This window comes from Microbacterium istanbulense (genome assembly GCF_037204145.1).
GTDB lineage: Bacteria > Actinomycetota > Actinomycetes > Actinomycetales > Microbacteriaceae > Microbacterium > Microbacterium istanbulense.
Window position 1 is genome coordinate 1 of sequence record NZ_JBBDGN010000009.1, and the last position, 23930, is coordinate 23930.

At 69.1% G+C, this 23930-nt stretch carries 23 protein-coding genes and 3 tRNA genes; 17 read left to right on the forward strand and 9 right to left on the reverse strand.

Annotated elements, in window-relative coordinates:
• The 4 genes from WDU93_RS10115 to WDU93_RS10130 all read right to left on the reverse strand — a co-directional run.
• Positions 1 to 130: type IV toxin-antitoxin system AbiEi family antitoxin domain-containing protein (locus WDU93_RS10115; protein ID WP_337320458.1), on the reverse strand; the 130-nt coding region annotated here is incomplete at its 3' end.
• A 469-nt stretch (positions 131 to 599) separates the two neighbouring features.
• A tRNA-Phe gene (locus WDU93_RS10120) sits at positions 600 to 672 on the reverse strand.
• Between the two features lie 67 nt (positions 673 to 739).
• A tRNA-Asp gene (locus WDU93_RS10125) sits at positions 740 to 813 on the reverse strand.
• Positions 814 to 840: 27 nt separating this feature from the next.
• Positions 841 to 913, reverse strand: a tRNA-Glu gene (locus tag WDU93_RS10130).
• A gap of 244 nt (positions 914 to 1157) precedes the next feature.
• Between WDU93_RS10130 and WDU93_RS10135 the strand changes: the two genes are divergently transcribed.
• Positions 1158 to 2588 carry a M23 family metallopeptidase gene (locus WDU93_RS10135; protein ID WP_337320216.1) on the forward strand — a complete coding sequence of 477 codons (1431 nt, stop codon included), beginning with the start codon at positions 1158 to 1160 and terminating at the stop codon, positions 2586 to 2588.
• Positions 2589 to 2661: 73 nt separating this feature from the next.
• On the opposite strand, the gene ppa is transcribed toward WDU93_RS10135, so the two are convergent.
• A complete protein-coding gene (ppa, locus tag WDU93_RS10140; RefSeq protein WP_337320218.1) occupies positions 2662 to 3153 on the reverse strand; it encodes an inorganic diphosphatase in 492 nt (163 codons plus the stop codon).
• 87 nt (positions 3154 to 3240) lie between these two features.
• On the opposite strand from ppa, the gene tilS reads away from it, so the two are divergent.
• Entirely contained in the window at positions 3241 to 4221 is a 981-nt protein-coding gene (gene tilS, locus WDU93_RS10145; RefSeq protein ID WP_337320221.1) for a tRNA lysidine(34) synthetase TilS, read from the forward strand.
• Positions 4222 to 4435: 214 nt separating this feature from the next.
• Here tilS and WDU93_RS10150 read toward each other — a convergent pair whose 3' ends face one another.
• Complete coding sequence (locus tag WDU93_RS10150; protein ID WP_337320223.1) at positions 4436 to 5059, reverse strand: DUF937 domain-containing protein; 624 nt, start codon at positions 5057 to 5059, stop codon at positions 4436 to 4438.
• A 110-nt stretch (positions 5060 to 5169) separates the two neighbouring features.
• Between WDU93_RS10150 and hpt the strand changes: the two genes are divergently transcribed.
• From hpt to WDU93_RS10200, 10 genes are all read left to right on the forward strand, one after another.
• Positions 5170 to 5721: a hypoxanthine phosphoribosyltransferase gene (hpt, locus tag WDU93_RS10155; protein WP_337320226.1), complete on the forward strand. Its 552-nt coding sequence runs from the start codon at positions 5170 to 5172 to the stop codon at positions 5719 to 5721.
• A 131-nt stretch (positions 5722 to 5852) separates the two neighbouring features.
• Positions 5853 to 7865 carry an ATP-dependent zinc metalloprotease FtsH gene (ftsH, locus tag WDU93_RS10160; protein ID WP_337320228.1) on the forward strand — a complete coding sequence of 671 codons (2013 nt, stop codon included), beginning with the start codon at positions 5853 to 5855 and terminating at the stop codon, positions 7863 to 7865.
• A gap of 1 nt (position 7866) precedes the next feature.
• Positions 7867 to 8466, forward strand: a complete 600-nt coding sequence (folE, locus tag WDU93_RS10165) for a GTP cyclohydrolase I (protein WP_337320231.1) — start codon at positions 7867 to 7869, stop codon at positions 8464 to 8466.
• The gene (gene folP, locus WDU93_RS10170; protein ID WP_337320234.1) at positions 8463 to 9266 is read left to right on the forward strand and encodes a dihydropteroate synthase; all 804 of its coding nucleotides are present in this window, start codon (positions 8463 to 8465) and stop codon (positions 9264 to 9266) included. Before folE ends, folP begins: the two co-directional genes overlap by 4 nt.
• Positions 9266 to 9631, forward strand: coding sequence for a dihydroneopterin aldolase (gene folB / locus WDU93_RS10175; protein ID WP_337320237.1), 366 nt, complete (start codon positions 9266 to 9268; stop codon positions 9629 to 9631). Before folP ends, folB begins: the two co-directional genes overlap by 1 nt.
• Positions 9631 to 10179 carry a 2-amino-4-hydroxy-6-hydroxymethyldihydropteridine diphosphokinase gene (gene folK, locus WDU93_RS10180; RefSeq protein ID WP_337320239.1) on the forward strand — a complete coding sequence of 183 codons (549 nt, stop codon included), beginning with the start codon at positions 9631 to 9633 and terminating at the stop codon, positions 10177 to 10179. Before folB ends, folK begins: the two co-directional genes overlap by 1 nt.
• A complete protein-coding gene (locus tag WDU93_RS10185; RefSeq protein WP_337320242.1) occupies positions 10179 to 10643 on the forward strand; it encodes a DUF3180 domain-containing protein in 465 nt (154 codons plus the stop codon). The genes folK and WDU93_RS10185 overlap by 1 nt, the downstream gene beginning before the upstream one ends.
• Positions 10644 to 10752: 109 nt before the next feature.
• Positions 10753 to 11295, forward strand: coding sequence for a PH domain-containing protein (locus WDU93_RS10190; protein WP_420064065.1), 543 nt, complete (start codon positions 10753 to 10755; stop codon positions 11293 to 11295).
• A gap of 20 nt (positions 11296 to 11315) precedes the next feature.
• Entirely contained in the window at positions 11316 to 13145 is a 1830-nt protein-coding gene (locus tag WDU93_RS10195) for a PH domain-containing protein (protein WP_337320249.1), read from the forward strand.
• The gene (locus WDU93_RS10200; RefSeq protein ID WP_337320460.1) at positions 13145 to 13846 is read left to right on the forward strand and encodes a DUF2520 domain-containing protein; all 702 of its coding nucleotides are present in this window, start codon (positions 13145 to 13147) and stop codon (positions 13844 to 13846) included. The genes WDU93_RS10195 and WDU93_RS10200 overlap by 1 nt, the downstream gene beginning before the upstream one ends.
• 134 nt (positions 13847 to 13980) lie before the next feature.
• On the opposite strand, the gene WDU93_RS10205 is transcribed toward WDU93_RS10200, so the two are convergent.
• Positions 13981 to 15789, reverse strand: a complete 1809-nt coding sequence (locus tag WDU93_RS10205; protein ID WP_337320252.1) for a DUF2207 domain-containing protein — start codon at positions 15787 to 15789, stop codon at positions 13981 to 13983.
• A gap of 218 nt (positions 15790 to 16007) precedes the next feature.
• Between WDU93_RS10205 and lysS the strand changes: the two genes are divergently transcribed.
• Positions 16008 to 17534: a lysine--tRNA ligase gene (gene lysS / locus WDU93_RS10210; protein WP_337320254.1), complete on the forward strand. Its 1527-nt coding sequence runs from the start codon at positions 16008 to 16010 to the stop codon at positions 17532 to 17534.
• 12 nt (positions 17535 to 17546) lie between these two features.
• Here lysS and WDU93_RS10215 read toward each other — a convergent pair whose 3' ends face one another.
• Positions 17547 to 18644: a DUF4192 family protein gene (locus tag WDU93_RS10215; protein ID WP_337320257.1), complete on the reverse strand. Its 1098-nt coding sequence runs from the start codon at positions 18642 to 18644 to the stop codon at positions 17547 to 17549.
• 153 nt (positions 18645 to 18797) lie between these two features.
• On the opposite strand from WDU93_RS10215, the gene WDU93_RS10220 reads away from it, so the two are divergent.
• Genes WDU93_RS10220 through WDU93_RS10235 form a run of 4 tightly spaced genes read left to right on the forward strand, consistent with a single transcriptional unit; the run spans position 18798 to position 22868 of the window.
• Positions 18798 to 18974 carry a hypothetical protein gene (locus WDU93_RS10220; RefSeq protein ID WP_337320259.1) on the forward strand — a complete coding sequence of 59 codons (177 nt, stop codon included), beginning with the start codon at positions 18798 to 18800 and terminating at the stop codon, positions 18972 to 18974.
• A gap of 58 nt (positions 18975 to 19032) precedes the next feature.
• Positions 19033 to 20550: a cardiolipin synthase gene (cls, locus tag WDU93_RS10225; protein WP_337320261.1), complete on the forward strand. Its 1518-nt coding sequence runs from the start codon at positions 19033 to 19035 to the stop codon at positions 20548 to 20550.
• A gap of 44 nt (positions 20551 to 20594) precedes the next feature.
• Entirely contained in the window at positions 20595 to 21317 is a 723-nt protein-coding gene (locus tag WDU93_RS10230) for a hypothetical protein (RefSeq protein ID WP_337320263.1), read from the forward strand.
• 54 nt (positions 21318 to 21371) lie between these two features.
• Positions 21372 to 22868 carry a glutamate-cysteine ligase family protein gene (locus WDU93_RS10235; protein ID WP_337320265.1) on the forward strand — a complete coding sequence of 499 codons (1497 nt, stop codon included), beginning with the start codon at positions 21372 to 21374 and terminating at the stop codon, positions 22866 to 22868.
• 31 nt (positions 22869 to 22899) lie between these two features.
• On the opposite strand, the gene WDU93_RS10240 is transcribed toward WDU93_RS10235, so the two are convergent.
• A complete protein-coding gene (locus tag WDU93_RS10240) occupies positions 22900 to 23898 on the reverse strand; it encodes a diacylglycerol/lipid kinase family protein (RefSeq protein WP_337320267.1) in 999 nt (332 codons plus the stop codon).
• Positions 23899 to 23930 lie beyond the last annotated feature (32 nt).

Here is a 23930-nt window from a genome sequence, read left to right on the forward strand (position 1 = left end):
TCGCGGCGGCAGGAGAGCCGGCCATGCGGTAGACCCCTTGTGCAACGCGTTCGATGGCTCCCGCATTGGCGAGTCCGGACAGACTCTTGCGCGCGACGCCAGCCGCAGTTGCCTGCGCCGTCGTGAACATGCCCCATCGCTCGACGGCGATCGAGCCGAGTCACGCGATGGTGGAATTGCTCATGCAGCTTTTGTGCCCTGAATCGGCCACAAAAGCTGCAAGCCTTCGGTGCAACGAGTCGTTGCACAAATGGTCCAATGAGTCGTTGGACTACTGCGGCGAATTCTCCAACGGACCGTTGGAAATTTGTCCAGCAGGTTGCTGGACTGCCTCCAAGATTGACCTCGAGGTCGCGGGGCAGCGACTGCATCGCGGCGGTTCGTCACGGCTACCGGCACAAAACCGGCACAAGCCTCGGGGGCGGCGCGTTTCGTCTCGCTTCGCTCGCTCAACGACCGGGTCCTTCGTCTCGCTGCGCTCGCTCAGGAACCGGCCTGCACCGTCAGCGAGGAAATCGCCGCTCATCAGGGCAAAACAAAACCCCCGCGATGTAGAAGCTACGCGAGGGTTTCTGGGATCACTGTAATGATGATCCGTGTGGCTCCGACCGGCATCGATCCGGTGACCTTTCGATTTTCAGTCGAACGCTCTACCAACTGAGCTACAGAGCCGCGCGACCGGCGAACCTGTCGCGTCCTAGACGAAGAGCCTCCTCGAAAGAAGGCTCGTCGCTTGGAGCGACCCTGACGGGACTTGAACCCGCGACCTCCGCCGTGACAGGGCGGCACGCTAACCAACTGCGCTACAGGGCCATGATTATGAAATTGTATCGTGTTGCGTGACCCCAACGGGATTCGAACCCGTGCTACCGCCGTGAAAGGGCGGCGTCCTAGGCCGCTAAACGATGGGGCCGAAGGGATTCCCGGGGGTTTCCCTTGCCGACGCTCAAGCATAAGGGATGGACTGCCCGATCCGCCAATCGGCCTCGGATCCCGGGAGCGTCGCACCCAGCAGCGGCCCTCAAGACGCACCCCACAGCACCCTCCAAAAGGGGCACCATAGACACAGCAGTCTGTCCCGGATTGTGCCTCCCCCCTGGTGTGAATGTGACGAATGTTGTTAGTGTGACAGCTGTGAAACCGGCGGAAGGGGCCGAGTGAACGACGAAGCCAACAAGGGTGCTGCCCCCACGGCATCCGAGGAATCTTGCTGCACACCCGAGTTCGTGCAGCCATTCGCGAAGCGGCAGGGGCCGAGAGTCACGCGCCGCAACGCGCTCACCATCGGTGCCCTCAGCGCGGTCGCCCTCAGCGCGCTCGGTGTCTCTGCCGGTGTGAACGCCGCCTTCGCCGCCAGCTACCCCAGCTGGGACGACGTCCAGAAGGCCAAGAAGAGCGAAGCCGCCAAGGCCGGTGAGATCACCCGCATCGAAGGGCTGATCCAGACCCTCACCCAGAACGCGATCGCCGCCGAGCAGGCGGCACAGGTCGCCGGTGACGAGTTCTACGAGGCCCAGCAGGCCTACTTCGACCAGGCAGCCAAGGCCGACGATCTGCAGGCGCAGGCCGACGCGCAGTCCAAGCTCGCCGACGAGAGCGCCCGCAAGGCCGGCCAGGTCGCCACCAAGCTCTACCGCAACGGGGGCGACGACGCCGCCCTGCAGCTGTTCTTCTCCGGATCCGCCGGCAACGCCGACGACCTGCTCGCGCGGCTCGGCACGATGGACAAGCTCCTCGAGTACAACCGCACGGTCTACGACAACGCCACCGCCGCCCGCGACTCTGCCCAGGCCCTCAGCGACCAGGCCAAGACCGCCCGCGACGAGCGTGACCGCCTGCAGAAGATCGCCGAAGAGAAGATGATCAAGGCGCAGCAGGCAGCGGATGCCGCGCAGGCCGCGCTCGACGAGAAGCAGGCCTACCTCGGCACCCTGCAGGCGCAGCTTGCGGCTCTCAAGGACAACACCGCCAAGACGGTCGCCGCCTATCAAGAGGGCGAGCGCATCCGCAAGGAAGAGGAAGAGCGCCGCCGCAAGGCCGAAGAAGAGCGTCGTCGCCGCGAGGCCGAGGCCGCCGCGAAGGCCGCTGCCGAAGCCGCAGCCAACGCCGGGAACAACGGTGGCGGTGGCGGCGGATCCAGCTCCGGTGGCGGGGGATCGTCATCCGGTGGTGGTGGTGGTGGCGCCTGGCGTCGCCCGCACGGCGGACGCATCGCCTCCGGCTACGGCCCCCGTCCCGTGGTGTGCAGCAACGGCAAGTGCGGTTCCGGCTACCACCGCGGACTCGACTTCGCCAACGGTTGCGGTGCCCCGATCTTCGCGGCAGCATCCGGCACCGTCACCTACGCCGGCTGGTACGGCGGCTACGGCAACTACATCCGCATCGCCCACGCCGACGGCGTCGCCACCGGCTACGCGCACATCTCCAGCTACGCGGTCCGTCGCGGCACGCGCGTGAGCGCAGGGCAGGTCATCGCCTACGCGGGCAACACCGGCAACTCGCTCGGCTGCCACCTGCACTTCGAGGTGTACGCCTACGGCGGCACGACCAACCCGTACACCTGGCTTTCCGCCCGTGGAGCCCTCTGACCCCGGCATCCGATCTACAGCGAAACCCCCGGCCGAAAGACCGGGGGTTTCGTCTGTCTACGTGCGCAGAAGGTCAGTGACCCTCGGCGCCGAAGCGCTCGATCGCCTCGTCGAGAATGCGCTGCGCCTCGGTGACGTCGCCCCACGCGTCGACCTTGACCCACTTGTTGGGCTCGAGGTCCTTGTAGTGCTCGAAGAAGTGCTCGATCTCCTTCTTGGTGTACTCGGGCAGGTCTCCGATGTCCTGGATGTGCGCCCAGCGCGGATCCTTCGACAGCACGGCCACGAGCTTGTCGTCGCCGCCAGCCTCGTCGCTCATCTTCAGCACGGCCACGGGGCGCACGTTCACGACGACACCGGGGTAGATGGCGTGGTCGAGCAGCACGAGCACGTCGAGCGGGTCGCCGTCTTCGCCGAGCGTGTTGTCGAAGTAGCCGTAGTCGGCCGGGTAGCCGAAGGTCGTGTAGAGCACGCGGTCGAGGTGCACTCGCCCGGTCTCGTGGTCGACCTCGTACTTCACGCGGCTACCGCGCGGGATCTCGATGACGGCGTCGTGTGCGCCCATGCGTGTGCTCCTCAAGTTCGGTTGGATGCCGCCGACCAGCCTACTGGCGTGTGACGCCGCCCGCCGCCTGTGTTCTAGCGTGGAGGCGTGCCCTCGCTCTCACCTGCCGTCGCCGAGATCCGCCTCGCAGTGCGCACCGCGCTTGCTGACCTGCCGCCGGGAGCGACGGTGCTCGTCGCCCTCTCCGGCGGTGCCGACTCGCTCGCCCTGGCCGCGGCCGTCGCCTTCGAGGCACCCAAAGGCGACATCCGGATGCTGTCGCTGACGGTTGATCATGGACTGCAGACGGGGTCGGATGCTGTGGCATCCGCCGTGCGCGAGCGCGCCGCCGCCCTCGGTTTCGACGCGCGCATCGCACGCGTGGACGTCGCCGGGGCGGGGGGCCCAGAGGCCGCCGCGAGGGATGCCCGCTACGCGGCGCTGCGCGATGCCGCGACGGATGCCCGCGCTACCGCCGTGCTGCTCGGGCACACCCTCGATGACCAGGCCGAGACGGTGCTGCTCGGTCTCGCCCGGGGGTCGGGCGCGGCCAGCCTGCAGGGCATGGCACCGGCGCGCACGGACGAGGAGGGACTGCGCTGGATGCGCCCCCTGCTGGGCGTGCGCCGCGAGACGACCCGGGCCGCGGCCGCCGGTCTCGACGTCTGGGATGACCCGCACAACATCGACCCCCGTTTCGCCCGGGTGCGGGTGCGCGAGCGCGTGCTCCCCGTGCTCGAGGCCGAACTCGGCCCCGGCATCGCCGAGGCCCTGGCCCGCACGGCCGAGCAGCTGCGTGAAGACGCAGAGGCATTCGACGAGATGATCCACGAGACGATCGAAGACATCGTCGAGCACGCCGAGGCGGGCATCTCGGTGAGCGTCGCCGCCCTCGCGGCGAACCCGGCGGCGCTGCGCAACCGCATCATCCGCCTCGTCGTCGACAGCGAATTCGGGGTCAGCCTGACCCGCACGCAGACGCTCGAGGTCGCCCGCCTCGCCACGGACTGGACAGGCCAGGGCCCGATCGACCTGCCCGGATGCACGGCCCGGCGCCACGGCGGACGGGTGATCTTCACCGCCCGCTGATCACCGGCATCCGGCATCCGGCATCCGGCATCCACCATCCGGCATCCGGCATCCACCCCCCCACCCGTGTCCCACTTTCTGCTGTTAACCCGGGTGGTTAGCAGCAGAAAGTGGGACAAGGTCTGCAGAAAGTGGGACATGCCTCACGGAAAGTGGGACATGGGTGAGAGGGCGCCGGGGCCTGGGGGGAGGGGCAGGGCCGGCGCCGCGAAAATCAGCGCTTGCCGCCGAAGAGGCCACCGAGCAGATCGGTGATGACGTTGCCGCCACCCTGGCTCGACGTCGAGGACGACGACCCGCCGCCGAGCAGACCGCCCAGGCCGCCGAGGATGTCGCCGAGGCCGCCGCCACCGGATGCCGCACCGCCCTGGCCGCCGCCGAGCAGGCCGCCGAGGATGTCGCCGAGGCCACCACCGGACTCGCCGTCCTGAGCGCCGCCGGTCGACTTGCCCTTGTTCGCGTTCGCGATCAGGCCGAGCACGATCGGGGCGAGGATCGGCAGCAGCTTGCCGAAGTCGATGCCGCCCGCCGTCTTCTCCGACTTGTTCAGCGTCTCGGCGACGTCCTTCTCGTTGTCGCCGAAGACGTGCTTGACGATCTTGCCGCCGTCGACCTGATCGACGTCGTCGATCTTCGTCGCGCCCGAGAAGCCTTCGTGACGCTGCAGCGCCTTCTCGATGGCATCCGAGCCTTCCGGCGTCTCGGCGTTCTTGGCCAGTCCGCCTACGAGGGCGGCGCTGCCTTCTTCGGCAGCCTGACGGGCCACATCGGTGCTGACACCGAACTGCTGGGCGATGTCGTCGATCGGCAACTGCCGGAGGATCGCATCGAGGTCCATGGGGTTCCTTCCCTTCGCGGGCACCTGCCCGCTCCACCGCTCACAGTAGTGCGGATGCTGCGCGAGCGGCACCGGGATCGGGGATCCGATCCGTCGCCTAAAATCGACACATGCGTGCAGCGGACATTGCCGAAGACCTCAACCAGATCCTCGTCACCGAGGAGGAGATCCGCGCCAAGCTCGACGAGCTCGCCGTGCAGGTCGCCGCGGATTACGAAGGCAAGGACCTGCTGCTCGTCGGCGTGCTCAAGGGTGCCGTCATGGTCATGGCCGACTTCGCGCGGGCCCTGCCGTTCCACGCGCCGATGGACTGGATGGCCGTCTCGAGCTATGGCGCCAGCACGAAGTCGAGCGGTGTCGTGCAGATCCGCAAGGACCTCGACACCGACCTGCACGGCAAGCACGTGCTCATCGTCGAGGACATCATCGACTCGGGGCTGACGCTCAGCTGGCTGCTGGAGAACTTCGCCAGCCGCGGCGCGGAGTCGCTCGAAGTGCTCGCGCTGCTGCGCAAGCCGGATGCCGCCAAGGTGCACATCGACTGCAAGTACGTCGGCTTCGACATCCCCACCGAGTTCGTCGTCGGCTACGGTCTCGACTACGCCGAGCGCTACCGCAACCTGCGCGACGTCGCCGTGCTCGCGCCGCACGTCTACAGCTGAGACCCTTCGACAGGCTCAGGGACCCAAGCCTGATCAGGGGCCTTCGACAGGCTCAGGGGCCGAGTCGCGCGGTACGCCGTGGGTGAACGCACAGCAGGCGCGTAGGACACCCGCGATACGCTGATTCGATCATGGATGTCAAGAAGATCTCCCGGAATCCGCTGATCTACGTCGCGGTCATCGGCCTGTTGCTGTTCGGCGGTTTCCTGCTGATCTCGAACCTCACCGCTCCGGCGCAGATCACCACCCAGCAGGGTCTGAAGCTGCTCGCCGGCGACACCGTCACCGAGGTGGTCACCACCGACGGCGACCAGCGCGTCGACATGACGCTCTCGAAGGAGTTCGAGGGCAGCAAGAACGTGCAGTTCTACTACGTCGAGGCCCGCGCCGACGAGGTCGTCGCCGCGATCGACGAGGCCGCCCCGAAGGACGGCTTCAACGACGCCGTGCCCCGCGCCACCTGGTTCGACGGGTTCATCTCGCTGCTGCTGCCGCTCGTGCTGCTCGGTCTGCTGTTCTGGTGGCTGCTGTCGTCGATGCAGGGCGGCGGAAGCAAGGTCATGCAGTTCGGCAAGTCCAAGGCCAAGCTCGTCAGCAAGGAGACCCCCACGGTCACCTTCGCCGACGTCGCCGGTGCCGACGAGGCCATCGAAGAGCTCCACGAGATCAAGGAGTTCCTGCAGGATCCGGCGAAGTTCCAGGCCATCGGCGCCCGCATCCCCAAGGGCGTGCTGCTGTACGGCCCTCCCGGAACCGGCAAGACCCTGCTCGCCCGCGCGGTCGCCGGCGAGGCGGGCGCCCCGTTCTACTCGATCTCGGGTTCTGACTTCGTCGAGATGTTCGTCGGTGTGGGTGCTTCCCGGGTGCGCGACCTGTTCAACCAGGCCAAGGAGAACGCCCCGGCGATCATCTTCATCGACGAGATCGACGCCGTCGGCCGTCACCGTGGTGCGGGCCTGGGCGGCGGAAACGACGAGCGCGAGCAGACGCTCAACCAGATGCTCGTCGAGATGGACGGCTTCGACCCGAACGCCAACGTCATCGTCATCGCGGCGACCAACCGTCCCGACATCCTCGACCCTGCGCTGCTGCGCCCGGGCCGTTTCGACCGCCAGATCGGTGTCGACGCCCCCGACCTCAAGGGCCGCCAGCGCATCCTCGAGGTGCACGCCAAGGGCAAGCCGCTCGCGCAGTCGGTCGACCTCGAGGTGCTCGCCCGCAAGACGCCCGGCTTCACCGGAGCAGACCTCGCCAACGTGCTCAACGAGGCGGCCCTGCTCACCGCGCGCTCGAACGCACAGCTGATCGACAACCGCGCCCTCGACGAGGCCGTCGACCGTGTGATCGCCGGCCCGCAGCGCCGCACCCGCGTGATGAAGGACAAGGAGAAGCTCATCACCGCGTACCACGAGGGTGGGCACGCCCTCGCCGCCGCGGCGATGAACCACACCGACCCGGTCACCAAGATCACGATCCTGCCGCGCGGCAAGGCCCTCGGCTACACGATGGTGATGCCGCTGGATGACAAGTACTCGGTCACCCGCAACGAGCTGCAGGACCAGCTCACCTACGCCATGGGCGGTCGCGTCGCCGAGGAGATCGTATTCCACGACCCCACCACCGGCGCCTCGAACGACATCGAGAAGGCCACCGGCATCGCGCGCAAGATGGTCACCGAGTACGGCATGACCACCCAGGTCGGCCCCGTGAAGCTCGGTTCCGAAGGCGGCGAGATGTTCGTCGCCCGCGACATGAACCGTGGCCGCGACTACTCCGACAAGGTCGCCGAGACTGTCGACGCGCAGGTGCGCGAACTCATCGAACAGGCTCACAACGAGGCCTACCAGGTGATCAGCGACAACCGCGACATTCTCGACCGCCTGGCCCTGGCGCTGCTCGAGCACGAGACGCTCGACCACAACCAGATCGCCGAGATCTTCACCGACATCCGCAAGCTGCCGCAGCGCCCGCAGTGGCTCTCCAGCGACGAGCGTCCCGTCTCGGCCCAGCCGCCGGTCGACGTGCCGCGCCGCCGCACCGAAGAGGCGATCGCCGCGCAGACCCCGGCGCAGGCGCCCTCCGCTTCGGCATCCGGCACCGCGCCGGCCAGCCCGCAGACCGGTCACCGTCCCGCGACGGCCTGACGTGTCGGTCGACAAGCCCCGCATCGAACGGCTCACCCGTGAGCTGCTCGAGGCGATCGGGGAAGACCCGGAACGCCCCGGCCTGAAGCAGACCCCTGCGCGCATGGCCGAGCTGTACGCCGAGTTCTTCGCCGGAGTCGGTGAGGATGCCGCGGCCCCCCTCGAACGCACCATCAGCGTCTCGCAGGGCCCGGCGCCCGACACCCTGCCGTCGGGTGCGGTGCTGCTGCGCGACATCCGGTTCCGCTCGGTATGCGAGCATCACCTGCTGCCCTTCGCCGGTCACGCGCACCTGGCGTACCTGCCGGGTGAGCAGGTCGTCGGCCTCGGCGCGCTGGTCAAGGTCGTGGAGGTGCTTGCCGCTCGCCCGCAGGTGCAGGAGCGTCTCGGTGAGCAGATCGCCGACGCGATCGACCAGAAGCTCGACACCCGCGGTGTGCTCGTGGTGCTGGATGCCGTACACGGCTGCGTCACGATGCGCGGCGGTCGGCAATCCGAGGCATCCACCCTCACCATCGCCGCACGCGGCGCGTTCACCGATCCGGTCGCGCGCGCCGAGCTCATCACCCTCATCGGGCGTCCGGCCGGAGGTGCACTGTGACCGGTATCTGGGGCATCCTCAACATCACCCCCGACTCGTTCAGTGACGGTGGACGCTACCTCGACCGCGACACCGCCCTCGCGCACGCCCGCGCGCTGCGCGCTCAGGGCGCGACCGTGATCGATGTGGGCGGCGAGTCGACCCGGCCCGGCGCCACCCGGGTGAGCGTCGCTGAGGAGCAGGCCCGCGTGCTTCCGGTCATCGCAGCGCTCGCCACCGACGGCATCCCCGTCTCGATCGACACGCTCAACGCCGACACCGCTGTCGCCGCCGTGCAGGCCGGGGCCCGGATCGTCAACGACGTCTCGGGTGGTCTCGCCGACGAGCGGATGCTGCCGGCCGTGGCCGCCACCGGCGCCGACATCGCCATCGGCCACTGGCGCGGGCCCTCGGACGACATGTACGCCCAGGCGCAGTACCGCCGGGCGGCCCGCGAGGTGGCATCCGAACTGCGCGGCCGGGTCGAAGCGGCGGCTGCCGCCGGCATCGCCCCCTCGCGCATCATCCTCGACCCGGGTATCGGATTCGCGAAGTCCGGCGAGCAGAACTGGGAGGTGCTGCGCGGGCTCGACGAGATCACCTCGATCGGGCTGCGTGTGCTGGTCGGCACCTCACGCAAGCGGTTCCTCGCCGAGACCCTGGCGGATGCTGACGCCGAGGTGACCGAACAGCGTCGCGACCTCGGCACGGCCGTGACCAGCGTGCTCGCCGCCCGGGCCGGCGCCTGGGCCGTGCGTGTGCACGATGTGGCCGGCACGCGTGACGCACTGCGCGTGCTCACAGCCTGGGACGGACGCTGATGGCACTGGACGAGATCACCCTCACCGGACTCACCGTCTTCGGGTACCACGGCGTCTACGAGCACGAACGCCGTGAGGGGCAGGAGTTCACGATCGACCTGACGCTGGGGCTGTCGCTGGCCGCGGCCGCAGCATCCGATGACGTCGCCGACACCGTGCACTACGGCGAGTTGGCCGAGAAGGTCGCTGCGGTCGTCGCCGGTGAGCCCGTCGACCTCATCGAGACCCTCGCCCAGCGCATCGCCGACGTCGCTCTCGCCGATGCGCGCGTGCAGACGGTCACCGTCACCGTGCACAAACCGCACGCGCCGATCGCGCAGACCTTCTCCGACGTCGCCGTGACTCTGCGCCGGGGGAGGCACTGATGGATCGTCGGCTCACGCATCTGCCCTCGTTTCCTGATCCGCGTCCCGGACGCGAGCCCGAGGTCGCCGTCGTCGCGCTCGGCTCGAACGAGGGCGACCGGGGCGAGATGCTCGCCGCCGCTGCGGAACGTCTGCGCCGCCTCCCGCTCGTCGACGAGGTGCGCATGTCGGATGCGATCGAGACGGTGGCCGTGCGGCTCGACGGCCCCGACCCCGATGCGCCCCGCTACCTCAACGCCGTCGCGCTGGTGACGACGCGCCTGGCACCGCAGGTGCTGCTCGGCATGCTGCACGCGATCGAAGAAGAGCAGGGCCGTCTGCGTCGCGAACGCTGGGGTGACCGCACGCTCGACCTTGACCTCATCGCCTACGGCGACTTCCGCAGTGATGAGCCGCGCCTGCAGGTGCCGCACCCGCGTGCGGGGGAGCGCCTGTTCGTGCTCGAACCGTGGCTGAGTCTCGACGCCGATGCCGTGTTGCCTGGCCAGGGCCGGGTCGCCGAACTCGTGCAGGCACTGCACGCGGATGCCGCAGGCGAGGCCACCTGATGAAGCGCACGAGCGCGGGGCTGCTGGCTCTGCTCGCGTTAATCGGCGCGGGCGTCGGGTACGGACTTGATCACCTGCTGACGATCAACGGGCGTGCCACCTTCACGCCCTCCGGCTTCCTCCCTGTGCTGCTCGTGCTGCTCGCCGTCGCGGTGCTCGGGCTCGCGTGGCCGGTGCGCCGCAGCCTGCGCGGCGGTGAGCGGATCGAGCCCTTCCGTGCGCTGCGCGCCGTGACGCTCGCGCGGGCGTCGAGTCTGCTCGGGGCGATCCTCGGCGGATTCGGAGCCGGGCTGCTCGTGTTCCTCACCTCGCGTCCGGTGCCCCCGCCGGTAGGGTCGACTGTGGCGATGGTCGCCCTCATGGTCAGCGCTCTCGTGCTGATCGGGGCGGCGCTGGTCGCCGAACAGTTCTGCACGCTGCCGAAGGATTCCGATGACCGAGAGCCAGACGACCCCGCCGACTGACCCGCACGGTCAGGGCGTGCCGCAGCCGCCAGCATCCGTCCCTGCGCCGCCAGCGCCGCCGGCATCCGTCCCCGCGCCGCCTGCGGTCGCGCCGCCCGCGTCCGCTCCGGTGCCGCCGGCATCCCCCGCGCTCGACGCGGGCACCTACACGCAGCTGCGCACCGCTCGCAGCGCCAACGCGCTCGCTCTCGACGGCACCTGGCACCAGATCTCGCCGCGCTACGTCACCTCGCAGGTCCTGCAGAACGTGCTGTTCATCGTGGTGATCGCCGTCGCGGCGGCCGTGCTCACCATGGCCTTCGACCAGACCTGGACGTGGATCCCCGCGGGCGTGATCATCGTCGTCACCCTGATCACGCTGGTCATCCTGCCGCGGCAGGCCCGCGCGATCGGCTACATGCTGCGGGAGGACGACATCGTCTTCCGCAAGGGCATCCTGTGGCAGCGAATGGTCGCCGTGCCCTACGGGCGCATGCAGCTCGTCGACATCACCCAGGGTCCGCTCGATCGCGCCTTCGGCATCTCGCAGCTGAAGATGGTCACCGCCGCGGCGACCAGCGGCGTGCAGATCCCCGGCCTCACTCAGGCGGCAGCCGAAGCCCTGCGCGACACCCTGATCGAGGTCGCCGAGACGCGCCGGACCGGCCTGTGAGCGAGCCACAGCCTCCCTCCGTGCCGAGCGCCGCCGCACCCGAGGCGGCCTCGCCGAACGTGCTGCCGCAGGGCGGCAGCTCATCGGTCGCCGATGGTGCCTGGCACCGGATGCATCCCCTCACCCCGCTCTTCAAGGGCGGCCTGGTGCTGCTCATCGTGGCCGGATTCGTCATAGCGAACATGCGCGACCGGGTGATCGCCTGGTTCGTCGAACTGTTCGCGCCGCAAGAGGCGGAGTACGGCGAGTACGGCGGCGACCCCGTCGACTGGGTGCTCGAGAACAACTTCATCCTGCTGGCGCTGCTGGGTCTGCTGGCGCTGCTGATCGTCGTCGTCATCGGGTTCTGGCTGGTCTGGCGTTTCCAGCAGTTCCGCATCACGGGCGAGCACGTCGAGGTGCGCAAGGGCATCGTGTTCCGTTCGCACCGGCGCGCGCCGCTCGACCGGGTGCAGGGCGTGAACCTCACCCGGCCGTTCCCCGCCCGCATCTTCGGCCTCGCCAAGCTGGAGGTCGTCGGCGCAGGAACCGACGCGAACGTCGATCTGGAATACCTGTCGATCCCGCTCGCCGAGTCGGTGCGCGCTGACATCCTGCGCCTGGCATCCGGCGCGCGGGCGGCACGGCAGGCGGCATCCGCCGCCCCCGGAGCCCCGCCCGCCACCGCGCGTGCGCGCCTGGTGAACTCGATGAACGCCGGGGTCACGGGTCTCATCGAGGGCGTCGACATTGCCGACGTCGAACCCGAGAGCCTGGTGAAGATCCCGACCGGGCGACTGATCGGTTCGCAGCTCGTCTCGGCGCTCGTGTGGGTCGTCGCCTTCGGCATCGTGTTCGTTGGTGTGCTCATCGGCATGTTCGTGTCGAGCAATGCGGCGGACGATCCGCTCACCGGCGTCGCGATCACCGGTGTGGCCCTGGCGATGGGCATCCCGCTGATCCTGACAACGGTCGCGGTCACCTGGGCGCAGATCTCGCGGTCGCTGCGGTACTCGATCGCTGCGACGCCCGACGGCGTGCGCATCACCTACGGACTCTTCACGACCGTCACCGAGACCCTCCCGCCGGGGCGTATCTTCGCGGTCGAGGTGTCGCAGTCGCTGCTGTGGCGCCCGTTCGGCTGGTGGACCATCCGGATCAACCGGATGAGTGGCAAGAGCATCGTCGAACAGTCGTCGAGCTCGGCGCAGCAGTTCAACGTCGTGCTGCCGGTCGGCAAGCGCGCCGATGTCGAGCGGGTGCTCGCGGTGATTCTGCCGGATGCACCGGTCGCCGACCTGCCCCTGGTGTGGGAGCACGGCATCCTGGGTCCGGTCGACGGCGACCCGTACAAGACGATCCCGCGGCGCGCGTGGTGGCGGCGTCCGCTGTCGTGGAAGCGGCACGGCTATGCGCTCACCGAGTTCGGGCTGCTGCTGCGGCGCGGTATCGTGTGGCGCAAGCTCGCGATCTTCCCGCTGGCGCGGCTGCAGGGCGTCTCGATCTCGCAGGGGCCGATCGACCGTGCGCAGAACGTCGCCGAGGGTCAGGCGCACACGGTGCCGGGGCCCGTGACCGGCTCGGTGTCGGGCATCGAACGTGCCGACGCGATCGCCCTGCTCGAGGGCGTGACGGCAGCAGCCGTCCGGGCCGCGTCGCAGGATCACACGCATCGCTGGGGGGAGTGGTTGGCCGAAGTCGAGCCTGCGGTGACTCCTGCGCCGCCGGTACCTGGTGTCGCGGGCGCGCCGTTGCCGCCGCCTCCGGGGTACGGGGTGACGGATGCTCCGCCTGCTCCGCCTGCTGCACCTGCTGCTCCATCTGCACCTCCTGCTGCTCCGCCGGCGGGGCCATCGGGGCCGGCCGCGTGATGGCGCGTCGAGACGGACGCCTCGGCGTCGGCATCATCGGCGCGGGCCGTGTGGGCCCGGTCATCGGCGCGGCGCTGGCGGGCGCAGGCCACGCGATCACCGGCATCACCTCGGGTTCGGATGACGAGCGCGCCTCGGCCGTGCTGCCGGGTGCGCCGGTGCTCGATGCGCTGGAAGTGATCCGCCGTAGTGAGTTGGTCGTGATCGCTGTGCCGCACGATGAGCTGCCGGGCCTCGTGCAGGGCATCGCCGATGCCGGGGGGTGGCAGCTCGGCCAGCTGGTGCTGCACACCGACCCTGCGTACGGCATCGAGGTGCTGCGGCCCGCGGCTGAGCGCGGAGCGATTCCGCTCGCGGTGCATCCGGCCATCGCGTTCACCGGCACGTCGATGGATCTGCGCCAGCTGCAGGCGTCGTTCGCCGCTGTGACAGCTCCCGCGGCCGTGCTGCCGATCGCGCAGGCGCTCGCCGTCGAGCTGGGGGCGGAACCCGTCGTCATCGCCGAGGCCGATCGTGCCGCTTACGCGGAGGCGATCGCCACGGCATCCGAGTTCTCCCGGGCCATCGTCGGGCAGGCCACCGCACTGCTCAGCCAGGTGGGAGTCGAGAATCCGGGCGGCTATCTGTCGGCACTCGTGACGTCTACGGTCGAGCAGGCGCTGCGCGCCGCCCCCGGCCCCCTCGACCCCCCAACCACCTAGCCCCCGCCCCGCCCCCCCTTTTCCTGCCGGGTTTGGGGCGGGTTTCTGCGTTTGGGGCGGTACTGGCGCGCCCCGAACGCGAGAATCCGCCCCAAACCCGGCGAGGAGAGGCCGAACTGGCGGGGAGGCGCCGGTCAGCGTCCTCCCGAGAATCCGCCTCCGCCGCCACCGCCGGAGAACCCTCCGCCCATCGAACCCCCGAACGATGAGGATCCGCTCGCGCTCGGGGCGCTGTAGGTCGCCGCCGCTTCCGTGGAGTGCGAGAACGACGACATCGCCACCGCGAACCCGATGCCATGCCCGCCGGTGATCCAGGTCGGTTGGGCGAGAGCATCCGCATAGGCGACCTCGAGCACGCGCGCCCAGGACTTCTCTTCGCCGAACAGCATCGCGTACGGCAGCAGGCGCTCATAGAGCACGACCACGTCGGCCTCGCGATCTGGGCGCCGTTCGGCGCCGGTCGTGGATTGCAGCATCCGGATGCGGTCGCTTTCGGCGACTCGGATGAACTCCCGCACGCCCATCAGATAGGCGTGGCGTTCGGCTCCGGCGGCGGTGAGGACGACGGGGCGGGAGGAGGCGATGATCGCGGTGACGAGCACCGCGGCGCCGGCGAGGGATGCCGCGAGGATCGACAGCGCGATGAGATCGCGGTCACGGACGATGCTCCACACCATGAATCCGAGCGTGCAGACGAGGGCGATGATCGCGGCCAGGCAGAGGGCGACCGCGATCGGGCTACGGGCCTTTTCAGTCCAGCCGCGCCGCGCGGCCTCCTTCTTGCCGCCGGCGACGAGGGCGGTGAGCTGGGTGGCGAGGGCCTCGTCGACGCCGGTCAGTGTGATCGTGGGCGAGTCGTCGTCGGGGAACAGCACGCTCAGCGTGCGGCGGTCGAGGTCGGTGGATGCCGCGGCGCGGTTCTGCAGGAGGAGGACTGCCCTGCCGCCGTCGGGCGCATCTTCGATACGCAGCGCTCCCCGCACGGCGAGGTGCGCGATCTGCGCGGGAATCACGTCGGACGGCGTCGCCAGCAGTGCGGCCGCGAGCAGCGGGGGCAGATCCGTCGGCACGTCGTATTGGGCGACGATGAACCCGCCGGCCCGCCGCCGGCCGCGCACGAACAGCGCCCAGGCGATCCAGCTCGCGGCGGAGAGCACCATGGTGCCGCCGGCGGCGATGGCGGCGCCGAAATCGGCGGCGGGGTCAGCTACGCGTCCTGGCGGCTGCACGACCGTGCCCGCGTCGAAGCCCAGCGCCACGGTGATGCCGTCACCGGCCGGGAGCCCGGCCGATCGCACGACGAACAGGTCGCCGTCGGTCGACGGGCCTTCGAGCGCGCAGGTCTGAGTCTCGCCCTGCGCACCCTGATAGCAGGCGCTCTCGCCGGTATAGGCGTCGGCCAGCGCGGGGGAGAGCACGATGTCGGCGCTGAACTGGCCGATGTCCTGCGTGCTGTCCAACGGCAGCAGATCCCAATAGAACTCGTCCAGTCCACTGCCCTCGGCCGCCAGGAGTACATCGCGCATCGTGTACTCGATCACGTAGGTGGTCGGGCCGTGCACGAAGTCGTCGTCCCCGGTGAGCACATAGGTCACGCCGTTCTCGCCTGCGTCGACCTCGTGGGGCACAGGTTCACCGTCAGCGTCGGTCACCGAGACGATGTCGAGGCTCAGGCCGGCGCCTTCGTAGCGCTCCGGATACCCGCGCACGATGCCGCGGTTCTGATCGGTGGTGGGAAACTCGGCCACCAGGGTCTCGGTCACGTGAGCGGTGCTGCGCCCCTCTGCGTCCATGCCGAGTTCGACCCGGGAGTGCCACGACGAGTAGTCGAAGTCGTTGACATCCGCATCGTCGACGTCGGCCGATGCCGCGAGTGGTGCCGCTCCGAGCAGCATCACGCCGGCCAGAGCAGTGAGCAGGAGCGCGCGCGTTCTGGACCTCATGCCGTCGAGCCTAGGCAGGCCGCCCCGCCCCGGCATCCCCCGCACGACGGATCCCGTCTCCTCCTCTCGTTCCCCTCTCATCCCTCTCACGTCCGCCGGGTTTGGGGCGGGTTTCTGCGCTTGGGGCGGCACTGGCGCGCCCCGAACGCGAGAATGCGCCCCAAACCCGGCAAGGACGGCGCGCCGGTAAACTGGTGGGGACTTCCGAGGAGCCCTGAATGACTGACGCGTCTGCCGCGCCCGAGAACACCCCTGCCATCGCCGAAGAGGACGTCTTCGAGCAGAAGGCGGTTCGCCTCGCCAAGCGCGAGAAGCTGATCGCCGAGCGCACGGATGCCGGTGGCGGTGCGTTCCCCGTCGGTGTGCCCGTGACCCATGGCATCCCGGCGCTGCGCGCCGAGTACGGCGACCTCGAGCCCGACACCCAGACCGGCCTCATCGTCGGCGTCGCGGGCCGCGTCGTGTTCAACCGCAACACCGGCAAGCTGTGCTTCGCCACCCTGCAGGCCGGTGACGGCTCGCGCATCCAGGCGATGATCTCGCTCGCGAATGTCGGCGAGGAGTCGCTCGCGGCATGGAAGGAACTCGTCGACCTGGGCGACCACGTGTTCGTGCACGGCGAGGTGATCTCCAGCCGCCGCGGCGAGCTGTCGATCATGGCCGACGACTGGGCGATCGCCTCGAAGGCGATCCTGCCCCTGCCGAACGTCTACGGCGAGCTCAGCGAGGAGACGCGGGTGCGCAGCCGCTTCCTCGACCTCATCGTCCGCGACCAGGCCCGTGCCAACGTGCGCGCCCGCGCCGCGGTGAACGCCAGCCTGCGCGCCACCTTCACCGAGCACGGCTACCTCGAGGTCGAGACCCCGATGCTGCAGGTGCAGCACGGCGGTGCATCCGCCCGCCCGTTCATCACGCACTCCAACGCCTTCGACACCGAGCTGTACCTGCGCATCGCCCCTGAGCTGTACCTCAAGCGCGCGGTCGTCGGCGGCATCGAGCGAGTATTCGAGATCAACCGCAACTTCCGCAACGAAGGTGCCGACTCCACGCACAGCCCCGAGTTCGCCATGCTCGAGGCCTACCAGGCCTACGGCGACTACAACCAGATGGCGAACCTCACCCAGGAACTCGTGCAGAAGGCAGCGATCGCGGTGAGCGGCTCGACGACCGTCACCTGGGCCGACGGCACCGTGTACGACCTCGGCGGCGAGTGGGACCGCATCTCGATGTACGACTCGCTGTCGGCCGCGGCCGGACGCGCCTTCACTCCGCAGGATGCTGTCGCCGACCTCATCGCCTTCGCCGAGGCGAATGAGGTCGAGGTTCCCGAGCACGCCACCCACGGCAAGCTCATCGAAGAGCTGTGGGAGCACTACGTCAAGGGTGGCCTTGAGCGCCCGACGTTCGTGATGGACTTCCCCGTCGACACCTCGCCGCTGGTGCGCGAGCACCGGTCGATCGACGGCGTCGTCGAGAAGTGGGACCTCTACATCCGCGGCTTCGAGCTGGCCACCGGCTACTCCGAGCTCGTCGACCCGGTCATCCAGCGTGAGCGGTTCGTCGAGCAGGCCAAGCTCGCCGCCCGCGGCGACGCCGAGGCCATGCCCGTCGACGACGAGTTCCTGCGGGCGCTCGAGCACGGCATGCCGCCCTCGGGCGGCATGGGCATGGGCATCGACCGCCTGCTGATGGCCATCACGGGTCTCGGCATCCGCGAGATGATCCTCTTCCCGCTGGTGAAGTGATCTGCGCGGCCATCACGGCCGTCGCATAAGCCACTCGGGCAGCATCGCCGCGCCCAGCATCGTGTTCAGCAGCGCAGCCATGCTGTGCTGCGGGTCGATCTCGAGCACCTGATCGACGTACGCGCCCGCGTGAGAGGAACGTCCCAGCGCCCACGACAGCCAGGCCGCCGCCGTGAGTGCGCCCGGCTTGGCGCCGCGGGGCGCGCGGGATGCCGCATGCCGCGCGATCGTCAGCGCGCAGCCGAGCCGATCGGCATCCGGCCGCGCGCCCTGCCCCAGGAAGACATCGCCGACGGCATCCGGCACCGGGGCGCCCGACTCGCTGAACGACAGCTGCGCTTCGAGTGCCTCCGTGCCGCGGTCGATGTCCGTCGCCCACTGCACCAGCGCGGCATCGCGCAGCGTCGGCCGGTTCAGGCACCACAGCAGCGCGGCAGACTCGAGCGGCAGCAGGTCGTCGGGGTGGTCGAGCAGCTCCTCGAAGAAGCTCGGCAGATCGTCCAGCGTCGAGGCGGCCATGAGGATCACCGACGGGTCTGCGCCCTGCGCGTCGCCGGCGAGGACGGCACCAAGATCGCGCAGTGCCCGGCCAACGCGCTCACGTTCGGCCAGGTCGCTGTGCGGCAGGGTAGCCCCAGCCAGCTGGTCGCCGCTCACGTCGCCGATGCCGATCACCGCTGGCGCCTTCGGGATGGCTTTCAGTGGGCGCAGGCGCGGCTCGTCGTCGAAGTAGTCGGCCCAGCCGGCAGGAGTGACGCAGAGCGACTCGACGATGTGGAAGCCGTCGTCATGCAGGGTCGTGGCCACCGCGTCTTCCAGGGCAAGGTGCGGGAGCAGCAACCCATCGTGGGTCGGCTGGGGTGCCTCGTCGGTGTAGATCACGATGGCGACGGCATCCACCCCACCCAACTGCGCGACGAGTGCGCACATGCTGTTCGCGAATTGCACGGGATCGACGTCGGCCGGTGGCAGGTCGACGCGCATCGCGCCGTGTGTGCGTTTGCCGTGGAAGGGCAGCAGCACCAGGCTCTGCCGCGGCGTGAAGCCCGCGATCTGCGGGACGAGGCTGAGGAACTCAGCGGAATCGGTGGCACGGATGATCGTTGTCATGCCCGAAGCCTGCTCACCGCGGGATCGCCGTGGGGCGCGATCGCCGGATCGTGGACGGAAAATCCGTCCACAGGGCAGTGTGCGGATGAACCTCGAACGCCCAGGAAGACCTGTCGTCGGGCGGCACACAGCCGCACCGCGTACCATCGAGGTGTGGACAGTTTCTGGATGGCGGCGCTCTGGTCGATCCTGCCGACGATCGTCGTGTCGATCGTGTTCGTCATCGTGATCCGCGGCATCCTGCGTTTCGACCGCACCGAACGCAAGGTGCACGCGCAGATCGAGGCGGAGGAGCGCGCGGCGCGCGGTCTGCCCCCCAAGTCGTCCTGACGTCGGTGGCTGCCGGTACGCTGATGCCAGGCAGCTGCCCGACAGAGGAGGATGCGGCGTGTTCTTCTCTCTCGAGAACTGGCCCTGGTGGGTCGTCACCCTTTACCTGATCATCGACATCACCGTGCGCGTGATCGCGGTGATCGTCGTCCCGCGCAACCGGCGTCCCACGGCCGCGATGGCGTGGTTGCTGGCGATCTTCTTCATCCCTGTGCTCGGGGTGCTGCTGTTCCTCATCATCGGAAATCCGAAGCTTCCGCGCGCACGGCGCCGCAAGCAGCAGCGCGTGAACGAGTACATCGCCGAGACGGCCGAAAGCCTGCACTTCGGCAGCCTGCGCCCGAACGCGCCCGCGTGGTGGCCCCCGCTGATCGAGATGAACTCACGCCTGGGCGCGTTGCCGCTCTCGGGTGACAACGGTGCCCACCTGATCTCGAATTATCAGGAATCGCTGGATGCCATGGCCGAGGCGATCCGCGGGGCGCAGACCTACGTGCACATCGAGTTCTACATCCTGCAGAGCGACGATTCGACCGAGGGTATCTTCGCCGCGATGGAGGATGCTGCCGCGCGCGGCGTGCCGGTGCGTGTGCTGCTGGACTACTGGGCCAACCGGTGGAAGCCCCGCTACAAGAAGACCCTCGCCCGGCTCGAGGCGATGGGCGCCGACTGGCACCTCATGTTGCCCGTGCAGCCGCTGCGTGGCCGCATCCAGCGCCCCGATCTGCGCAACCACCGCAAGCTGCTCGTCGTCGACGGTGCTGTCGGTTTCGTGGGGTCGCAGAACGTCACCGACTCGTCGTACAACCTGCCCAAGAACATCAAACGCGGGCTGCACTGGGTCGACCTCATGGCCAAGGTCGACGGCCCCGTCGTCGCGAGTATCAACGCGATCTTCCTCGCCGACTACTACGCCGAGACCGATTCGTTCGCCGGCTACCCGGCCGAGATCACTGACCGCAGCCAGGTTCCCGAGACCGTGCCCGAAGGCGTCGACCTCACGCTCGCCCTGCCCGGCAGCGGCGACCTCGACTGCCAGGTCGTGCCCTCCGGCCCGGGATTCGAGGTCGAGAACAACCTGCGGCTGTTCCTCGTGCTGCTGTACGCGGCCACGGACAAGATCATGATGGTCAGCCCCTACTTCGTGCCCGACGAGTCGCTGCTGCAGGCCGTCACGGCGGCCTGTGATCGCGGCGTCGACGTGCAGCTGTTCGTGTCGGAAGAGGGCGACCAGGCGGTCGTCTACCACGCCCAGCGCAGCTACTACGAGGCGCTGCTGCGGGCGGGCGTGCGCATCTGGATGTACCCCAAGCCGTACATCCTGCACACCAAGAGCCTCACGATCGACGACCAGGTCGCGGTGATCGGGTCGAGCAACATGGACATGCGCTCGTTCGGTCTGAACATGGAGATCTCGATGCTCGTGCGCGGCGAGGAGTTCGTCAAAGAACTGCGCGGCGTCGAAGACGAGTACCGGCGCCTCAGCCGCGAGCTCACCCTGCACGAGTGGATGCAGCAGCCGTTGCGGTCGACCGTGCTCGACAACCTCGCCCGGCTCACCTCGGCCCTGCAGTGACCCACGCTCGGCCGGGTGCCAGCCTGGTCGGTTAGCCTGCCCCCATGATCACGCGCCGTCGCTCCGCCCTGTTCGCACTGCCGCTCCTCGCTGCGGCGCTGCTGACCGCCGGATGCACGGCGCAACCGGCATCCCCCTCGCCGACCAGCACCGCGTCGACGAGCCCCGACGAGCCCGATACGCCCGACGCGCAGGACGTCGAGGCCGCGTGGATCGACGGCGGGCGCGGTTTCGCGGTCGTCACGTGGGGGTCATCGACCTGCCTGCCGCTCGTCGAGAACATCTCGGCCGAGGGGCAGACCGTCTCGGTCATCCTCGCCGATCCGGATACGGCCACGGCGTGCGCGAAGGATCTCGTGCCACGAGCCGCGTCGGTCGGGCTTCCTTCGGGCGTCGATCCCGCGAAGGACGTCGAACTCAAGGTCACCTACGGTGATCTCGTCGCCGACACCGATCTCGACGGACTGAGCGACCCCGCCGACCCCGAGTCGGAGACTGACTACGCACCCTCGGCCGGCTGGTTCGACGACCAGGGGATCGTGCTGTTGACCTGGGGTTCGTCGGGATGCCCACCGCAGCTCGAGAAGATCGACCAGACCGCGACCACCGCGACGGCGACGTTCTTCACGACCGATCAGGTCTGCACCATGGACATGGCGCCGCGGCTGACGATCCTCGGCATGCCCAGCGAGCATGAGGGCGACACCCCGCTCGAGCTGGTGCTCACGGGCGGCGGGCTCGATGCCACCCTCTCTGTGCTCGGCTGAGAGTCGGGCGTTCGGAGAGTAGACGGCGGAGGTCGGCGCCGGTAGCTTCTGCTCATGGGTGACAGCGTCGACGCTCGATCGTTCACACGGCAGGACCGCACACAGTTCCGCGCGAAGAGCGCCAGGTGCCTGGATGCGCTGGCGAGCATGCTCGCTGACGGGCAGTTCGAGTTCTCCGAACCGAAGATCGGTATCGAGATCGAACTCAACCTCGTCGATGCTCAGTGCGACCCGGCGATGGCGAACGCTCAAGTGCTCGAGGCGATCGCCGACCCCGCCTTTCAGACGGAGCTCGGCCAGTTCAATATCGAGATCAACGTCGACCCGAGGCCGCTCGCCGAGGGGCGCATCACCGACCTCGAAGCCGCGTTGCGCGACTCGCTGAACCACGCAGATGAGCGTGCGCGTACGACCGGATCGGGTCTGGCCATGATCGGGATGCTGCCGACGCTCGACGAGCACCACTTCACCGAGGAGTGGATCTCGGCAGACCCCCGCTATGCGTTGCTGGGCCAGCAGATCCTCGCCGCGCGCGGGGAGGACATCGAACTCCGCCTCGACGGCCTGCCCCTCGGCGACGGGATGGGCCGCGAGAATCTCGACCTGGTCTGCGACACGATCCTTCCCGAGGCTGCCTGCACCTCCACGCAGCTGCACCTGCAAGTGGCTCCGGAGATGTTCGCCGCGTACTGGAACTCGGCGCAGGCGATCGCCGGGGTGCAGGTCGCCCTGGCCGCCAACTCGCCGTTCTTCGCCGGGCGCGCGCTGTGGCACGAGACTCGCATCCCGATGTTCGAGCAGGCCACCGACACGCGATCGGTCGAGCTGAAGAATCAGGGCGTGCGGCCGCGGGTCTGGTTCGGTGAGCGCTGGGTCACCTCGATCTTCGACCTGTTCGAAGAGAACTCGCGCTATTTCCCCGCGCTGCTGCCCGTCGTCACCGACGAGGATCCCTTCGAGATGCTGGCGGCGGGCAAGGCGCCGTCACTTGCCGAGCTGCGGATGCACAACGGCACGGTCTACCGCTGGAACCGTCCGATCTACGACGTGCACGACGGCCAGTACCACCTGCGTCTCGAGAACCGGGTGCTGCCTGCGGGCCCCAGCATCGTGGACGTGCTCGCCGATGCGGCGCTGTACTACGGGCTCGTGCGGTCGCTCGCCGAGGCCGACCGCCCGCTGTGGACGCAGATGACGTTCGACGCCGCCGAAGAGAACCTGCACGCGGCGGCGCGCGAGGGCATCGAGTCCCGGCTGTACTGGCCAGGGCTCGGCTCGATCGGGCCGCGGGAACTGGTGCTGCGACGGCTGTTGCCCGCCGCCGTGGAGGGGCTGGATGCGTTCGGGGTGGATGCCGCATCCCGCGACCGCTACCTCGGGATCATCGAGCAGCGCTGCCTCACGGGCCGCAACGGCGCCACCTGGCAGCGCGAGAATGTCGCCGCGCGGGAGCGGGCGGGTGAATCACGGTCGCAGGCGCTGCACGGCATGCTGGCCGACTACCTCGAACGGATGCACGCGGGCGACCCCGTGCACACGTGGGAGCCCTGACCGCGCCGGCCGGCTCGAGAGCGCGGCCCTGTCACAGGGCGCTGACGTCATGCCCATCCGGCAGCACGACCGTGAGGGCGCCCGGCGCGATGCGGCAGGTGATGCGCACGGCATCCCCGAACTCGTCGCCGTCGAGCTCGATCGGCGTGGGCCCGGTCATCGCCGCTTCGGCGGCGCCGCCGCGCAGGTAGCGGATCGAGGTGCTTCTGCCGCGACGTTCGAGCACGCGACGTCCCGCACGACTGCGACGGAGCACGGAGTTGTCCCACCAGATCTTGCGCCACAGGGCCACCCACCCGAGCGGCCCGCCGGGCTGGATCACCGCGACATCGAGCGTGCCGTCATCGACCGACGCATCCGGCACCAGCGAGATGCCTGCCGGCAGCAGGCCGCAGTTGGCGAACAGCACGCTGTGCACCTTGGCGGAGTGCAGACGCCCCTCGTCCAGTTGGTAGACGGTGCGGAAGGGCTTGGCGCCGGGCAGAGAACGCGCGGCGCCGTCGACGTACGCCACCCAGCCGACTGACTTCTTCAGCTGCGGGTTGGTGCGGGCGATCATGTGCGCATCCAGCCCCATGCCGGCCAGCACGACGAAGGCGTGTTCGTCCTCGGATTCGTCTTCGCGGGTGAGCAAGGCCCAGCCGATGTCGACCGGGTAGGTGAAGCCGGTGAATACGGCGTCGATCATGCTCTCCGGGCTCGCCTGCGGCAGCCGCAGGTTCAGCGCGAAGAGATTGCCGGTGCCGCTGGGCACGATCGCTAGGGGGATGCCCGTGCCGGCCACAGCCTCGGCGACCGCCCGGACGGTGCCGTCGCCGCCGGCGACGAGCACGACCGCCGCGCCCTCAGCCAGTGCTCTGCGCGTGACATCTTGGCCGGGATCTTCGACGGTCGTCTCGTAGAAACGCGGCGAGGCCCAGCCGTGCTGAGCGGAGCGGGCGAGCACGGTCGTGCGCAGGCGCTTGCCATCGCACTTGACGGGGTTGTACACGAGCGCCGCGTGCGCTCGCTTGTGTGCCCCTCCGACCATGCCGCCACTCTACGACGCGTCCGCGCCGCTCA